4 protein-coding genes and 1 tRNA gene are annotated in these 2,995 nt (G+C 66.9%); 1 reads left to right on the top strand and 4 read right to left on the bottom strand.

Annotation, left to right across the window (positions count from 1 at the left end; translation table 11 throughout):
* From WA805_RS07940 to WA805_RS07930, 3 genes are all read right to left on the bottom strand, one after another.
* Positions 1-866: PP2C family protein-serine/threonine phosphatase (locus WA805_RS07940; RefSeq protein ID WP_422290949.1), on the bottom strand; the 866-nt coding region annotated here is incomplete at its 3' end.
* Positions 863-1,345, bottom strand: a complete 483-nt coding sequence (locus WA805_RS07935; protein WP_422290948.1) for an FHA domain-containing protein FhaB/FipA — start codon at positions 1,343-1,345, stop codon at positions 863-865. The genes WA805_RS07935 and WA805_RS07940, both read right to left, overlap by 4 nt.
* A gap of 131 nt (positions 1,346-1,476) precedes the next feature.
* Complete coding sequence (locus tag WA805_RS07930) at positions 1,477-2,271, bottom strand: FhaA domain-containing protein (RefSeq protein WP_422290947.1); 795 nt, start codon at positions 2,269-2,271, stop codon at positions 1,477-1,479.
* An 89-nt stretch (positions 2,272-2,360) separates the two neighbouring features.
* Here WA805_RS07930 and WA805_RS07925 point away from each other — a divergent pair.
* Positions 2,361-2,443, top strand: a tRNA-Leu gene (locus WA805_RS07925).
* A gap of 255 nt (positions 2,444-2,698) precedes the next feature.
* Here the strand turns inward: WA805_RS07925 and WA805_RS07920 are convergent.
* Positions 2,699-2,995: response regulator transcription factor (locus tag WA805_RS07920; protein ID WP_425242008.1), on the bottom strand; the 297-nt coding region annotated here is incomplete at its 5' end.

The following is a 2,995-nucleotide window of genomic DNA, read 5'->3' as shown; positions in this document are numbered from 1 at the left end:
ACCTGCTGCGGCGCGGTCCTGGCCAGCCGCAGCGCGCGGGTCGCCGGGGAACTCTGCCGCGCCGGCGAGCGCAGGTCGGTCGCGGAGCTGAGCGACGCCGCGCCCGCCAGTACCGGCTCAAGGGTCGGCGGTATCGAGCTGGTCTGGGTGTCCAGCACGTCGGCCACGATGACGGTGATGTTGTCCGGGCCGCCGCCCTTGATGGCGAGCTCGACGAGCTGCAGCGCGGCCTGGTCCGGATCCCATACCGAGCTGAGCGTCTGGTGCAGCGTCTGCTCGGTCACCACGCCGGACAGCCCGTCCGAGCACAGCAGGAGGCGGTCGCCGGGCATCGTCTCGAGCTGGGACAGGTCGGGCTCTGCGATAGTCCTGCCGTCGAGGGCGCGCAGCAGGAGCGACCTGTGCGGGTGCGTGGCCACGTCGTCTTCGGTGATCTTGCCCTCGTCGACCAGCGACTGGACCAGCGTGTGGTCGTGCGTGATCTGATAAAACTGCCCGCTGCGCAGCAGGTACGCGCGGGAGTCGCCAATGTGGCAGAGCGCCGCGTGCCCGTCGAGCCACAGCATCGCGGTCAGCGTGGTACCCATGCCCTCGGTGGCCGGGTCGGAGATCACCAGCTCCTGCAGCCGCATGTTCGCCATGGCGACCGCTTCTGCCAGCGCGCTGACCAGGTCGATTCCAGGGCGTTCGGAGTCGAGCGAGGAGATCGTCGTGATCGTCGCGGAACTCGCCACCTCGCCGGCCGCGTGGCCTCCCATGCCGTCGGCGACCGCGAGCAGGTGCGGGCCGGCGTACGCCGAATCCTCGTTCCCCTCACGGAGGAGACCGACGTCGGAACGTACCGCATAGCGGAGTGCAAGTGTCATCTGCGCAATTCCAGAACGGTCTTCCCAATCCGGATCGGCACGCCGACGGAAACCGGAGTCGGCCTCGTCACCTTCTGACGGTCCAGGTAGGTGCCGTTGGTCGAACCGAGATCCTCAACGATCCACTGTCCGTCCTGCGGAAAAATCCGGGCATGTCGGCTTGAAGCGTAGTCGTCATTCAGCACCAGCGTCGCGTCATTCGCCCGGCCCAGCGTAATTTGCTGATCGGTAAGGTCGATGCTCATGCCGCTCAGGCCGCCTTCTGTGACGACGAGAAAACGCGGGGTGCCGCGACTCGGTTTCTGCTGCTTCTGGGGCCGCTGAGGCTGCCTCTGCTGTACCCGGTTCCGGCCCCTGCGCACCTTCGCGGCCGCAGTGCCGAACAGGTCGGTACGCACCACGCCGATGGCCGCGATGACAAACAGCCATAGAACGGCCAAGAAGGCCACCCTAATCAGGGTGAGGGTGAGGGAGTTCATCCGGTGCGTTGTCCTCGGCTTCTGCGTCGCTTGAGTTTTTGCTGCCCTTAGGGTAGTCAGTCCTCGGCCGTCAGGTACCTGTCTAGCGCGTCTCTAATCCGGTACCGGCGCTGATACCTGGGGGCGCCTTACTAATAAGCGGTGTCCTGCCGGTAACCGGCGTCCTGCCGGTAACCCGTGTCCTGCCGGAAGACCAGGCTTGTGCGGCCCAGCGTCACGTTAGTGCCGTCGGTGAGCATGACACGCCGCACCGGCTGCCCGTTGACAAGCGTGCCGTTGGTCGAGCCCAGGTCGACAAGGACGACCTGGTCGTCTTCCACGCGCAGCTCGGCGTGGTGCCGCGACACGCCAGGGTCAACCAGCCGCAGGTCGCAGTCGGTCCCCCGGCCGAGCAGCGTCACCGGCGTCTGCAGGTCGTACGTGCTGCCGGCCTCCAGGCCCGTCCCTGGGGCCGAGCCCGCCACGACGAGCCGCGGCCTGCCGTAGAACTGCGCGCCAGGCGCCCGCGGCAGGTCGCTGACCGGCTGCCGGACCTCGCCTGCCTCGACGGTGTGGCCCCTGATCACCCCGGACCTAATCCGGAACGTGCCCGTCGTGAGGTCTGGGATGCCCTCGAACCGCATTCGCACCGGGCCGACGAACGAGTACCCCTGCTCCTTGGCGTAGTCCCTGGCCAGGGTTGCCAGCTCCACGCCGAGGCTCTCCGCATACACGTCCAGCCGCTCGAAATCGCTCTCGGCCACCTCGACGACGAAATCGTTCGGCACGAGGGTACGGCCCTGGGCCACGATCGCGGCGCGGTCGTCCATCTCACGCTGAATCGCGCTGGCAACCTCCACGGGCTGCAGTTCCGACTTGAAGGCGCGCGCGAAGGCTCCTTCGACCATGCCTTCAAGCCGCCGTTCGAAGCGCTGCAAAACACCCACCCGTCCGGCCTCCCTTCGGCACCTTTCGTACCTGATGGTATCCGGGGTACGAGTGCTGATGAGGACGTGCTAATCTAAGTCCTCGCCCGGGGCGGGTGGCGGAACGGCAGACGCGCACGGTTCAGGTCCGTGTGCCCGAAAGGGTGTGAGGGTTCAAATCCCTCCTCGCCCACCCAAAAGCTGGCCTGCGGAAACGCAGGCCAGCTTTGTTTTCCCTCTGCCTTCCCGCCGGGCAACCTCACCGGTCCCACAGCCCTCACGGGTTTCACCGCTCGAGGATCCCTAGGCGTACCTTGTGCACGATATGACCACTTGTGACCGGTCACTCAACTTGGAAAGTGGTCAGCTGGTGCACAAGGTGAACGGTAGTGGCTGATGTGACCGCTGGTGACCTACTTCGGATGGCCATAAGCCCCATCGCAATGCCTCAGCTGCCTGGGGAGACCAGGCCAGACTCGTAGGCGAGGACCACGGCCTGGACGCGGTCGCGCAGGCCCAGTTTCGTGAGGATGCGGGTGACGTGAGTCTTCACCGTCGCCTCGCTGAGGAAGAGGTGGGCCGCGATCTCGGCGTTCGACATACCGCGCGCGATCACGCCGAGGACTTCGAGTTCCCTGGGGGTCAGCGCGGACAGGTCGCAGCCAGGACCGCCGAAGGCAGCAGCGCGCGGGGACGCCGGGGACTCCGCGGGCGCCGCGGCTGGCGGGCGGGCGAAGCGCTCGAC

This window comes from Trebonia sp., from assembly GCF_049794275.1.
Taxonomy (GTDB): domain Bacteria; phylum Actinomycetota; class Actinomycetes; order Streptosporangiales; family Streptosporangiaceae; genus Trebonia.
The sequence above is the reverse complement of the archived record's forward strand: the minus strand, read 5'-3'. Positions and strand labels throughout refer to the sequence as shown.